Origin of the sequence: Protofrankia sp. Cr1 (genome assembly GCF_963555865.1) — a bacterium.
In the GTDB taxonomy this organism is placed as follows: domain Bacteria; phylum Actinomycetota; class Actinomycetes; order Frankiales; family Frankiaceae; genus Protofrankia.
Genome location: NZ_CAUVXO010000129.1, coordinates 3,790 through 6,561, shown reverse-complemented (window position 1 = coordinate 6,561; position 2,772 = coordinate 3,790). Strand labels below are relative to the sequence as shown.

Sequence of the window (2,772 nt, the reverse complement as noted above, 5' to 3'; positions counted from 1 at the left end):
CCGTGCGGGATGACCGACACGGCGCGTGGGTCGACCCGGTACCCGGCGACGAGCCGGACCCGCGCCGTCTCGGTCATCACGACCACCGCGGCAGCCGCCGCGACGACCGCCTCCAGGACGTGGCGCTGGTGCCGGGTCGGGCGCACGAGCACCGTGTGCAGGACGACGATCACCGGGATGTTGAGGCCGTGGAGCACCGTGAGCACCTCGTCGCCGTCCCGGCCGCCGTAGACGCCGTATTCGTGCTGCACCACCGCGACATCGAAACGGTTCAGCAGGCGCGCGGCACGTGCCGGACCGTCCCGCGTCCCGGCCACCAGCTCCCCGACCACCGCGGTCGGAGCGGTCTGCGGCGGGACGGCCGCGCCGGGACGATCGAGCAGACGCACCACCCCGCTGGACCCCCCGGCCGCCGGGCCGGCCAGCTGTTTGTGAAGAGCCGCCGTGAATGTGGCGAGCCCACACTGGGTCGGCGGATAAGTACTAAGGAAGCCGTAACGCAGGGCCACAACGGTGCCCACCTTCCGATCGGCGCCGGCAGAGCGCCGGCGGGCACACAAGTGTCGAACCCGCCGAGATCAGCAGCCTGCCCACCGAAGCGACGAGAACGTCGAGAAAGAAAGCAACAAAAACGACGTTCCAGGCCGCAGTTCGGGCCCCGTCGTGCCAGGGGCTGGCACTCGAAATTGATGAGTGCTAACGTATGTATAGTCCTCGGCGTGCACAAAAGCAATGGGGACCCATTCGCAGTGACGTTGTCGCGGCCGCCAGAACTCACTGATTCGCCGTCGACCGCCGACCCTCGGTGACCACCGAAGAGGTCAGACCCGGATCGTCCGCCAAGGTCATCCAGGAGTCGGAGGTCTCGTCGGACGGGGTCCGGACGAGGATGGTCGCCTTGCTCGGCCCAGGGGCACTCCCCGCGGGGCGGACGGCCATGTCCCGTTCGGCGGGGATGCGATGATTTTCCGGCGGCTCCGGCTGGGGAGCGATTCCGATCCAGGATGCCGCGGAAATTGCCCATGGGGAATGTAGGCGTCGTCGGCTCGCCAATGTCTGGAACCTGTCGGTGCAGGCTGTCATGGATTTACAGTAAAGAACCTCGTTGTCCTGATCGTGGCTCCCGGCGGAGACCTGACAACGCTATTCTTGCAATCGGTGGCGTCGCACGGCCCGGCGCTTTTTGCGGCCAGCCCGCGCTCTTGAGATGGTGAGCGCGAGCAACGTCTCGACCAGCGTCGACGGTGCCCAGGTGCCCAGGTGCCCAGGTGCCCAGGTGCCCAGGTGCCCAGGAGGAGAGGATGATGTCAGGTATCGAAGGGAAGCTGCGCTCGCTGTTGGCGGCCGTTGCCGATGTGGAGGCCGAGCTTCGGCGGGCGGTCGGCGACGAACAGTCCCAGCTGGTGAGCACCCGGCTGCGTGACAGTGTCGTCCGTCCGCTACTACAGGCGCAGCAGCGTGTGGCTGTCGGTGATGGCACAGCCAAGGGTGGAGAGACGGAATCGACGGAATCGACGGAATCGACGGAATCGACGGCTCACGTCGAGCCGGCCGCGCAGAGCTCCGCACACCAGCTGACCGACCGGCTCTGGGAGCTGGCGCGGACGGCTACCGAACGTCGGGTCCAGTACCCGGACCTGCCCGAACTCGCCGAGGCCACCGCGGCGCTGCAGGACGTCGCCCTCGCTGTGGTCGATGAGGCCTCGGCGGCGACCCGGCTGGCCGATCTGCAAACCCTTCAAGCTGGGGTGGACCCGTCTATCCAGGCCGCCGGCAACGGCCCCTACCTGGCGACCAATGTTCGCGCCCTGTATGACTGGCTGGGTCAGCCCCTGCCGGTGCGGCCCCAGCTGGCGTTGTGCCGCTGCGGCGGTTCCCAGCGCAAGCCGCTCTGTGACGGGACGCATGCCCGCATCGGCTTCACCGACGCCACGGATCCCAAGCGTGTCCCGGACCGGCGCGACACCTATGTCGGTCAGCAGGTGACCGTCCTGGACAACCGTGGCACCTGCCAGCACTCGGGCTTCTGTACCGACAGGCTCCCAACCGTCTTCCATCGTGGCGAGGGACCCTTCGTCAGTCCCAGCGGCGGCAGGATGGACGAGATCATCCGTGCCGTCCGTGACTGCCCCTCCGGCGCCCTCAGCTATGCGATGGGTGGGGGCGAGGCACGCGACGAAGCCCGCGATGAGGTTGATTACCACGGCAGGCGCGAGCCGATGGTCGAGGTGTCGAAGGACGGCCCCTATCGGGTCATCGGTGGTATCCGGCTCGTGGCCGACGATGGCGAAGACGTGCCTCGAAACGAGGGCACTTCGCGTGAACACTATGCCCTCTGTCGTTGCGGGCACTCGCAGAACAAACCGTTTTGTAGTGGCATGCACTGGTATGTTGAGTTCCATGATCCCGTTCCTGATCCCGGTCACGAGCCCACGATCTTCGAATGGGCCGGCGGCCTCCCCGCGCTCACCCGGATGACACGTCTTTTCTACGAGAAGTACGTTCCTCAGGATTCGCTGCTGGCACCGCTGTTCGCCGACATGTCGCCCGACCACCCCCAGCGGGTCGCGAAATGGCTCGGGGAAGTCTTCGGCGGGCCGAAGTGCTACAGTCAGGAGTACGGTGGCTACACTCGTATGCTCTCCCAGCACCTCGGCAAGGAGCTGACCGAGGAGAAGCGGGGACGATGGGTCGCGCTTTTGTTGCAGTCCGCGCGAGAATCCCAGCTCCCCAACGACGCGGAGTTCCGCTCCGCGTTCGCCGCTTATATCG

At 66.8% G+C, this 2,772-nt stretch carries 2 protein-coding genes; one reads left to right on the top strand and one right to left on the bottom strand.

The genetic code is table 11. The annotated features are described in order from the left end of the window. A partial coding sequence (locus tag U9980_RS12625; RefSeq protein ID WP_416210256.1) for a glycosyltransferase occupies positions 1-509 on the bottom strand: 509 nt, incomplete at its 3' end. A gap of 795 nt (positions 510-1,304) precedes the next feature. On the opposite strand from U9980_RS12625, the gene U9980_RS12620 reads away from it, so the two are divergent. Next, on the top strand, positions 1,305-2,772 hold a 1,468-nt coding region (locus U9980_RS12620), incomplete at its 3' end, for a CDGSH iron-sulfur domain-containing protein (protein ID WP_322768078.1).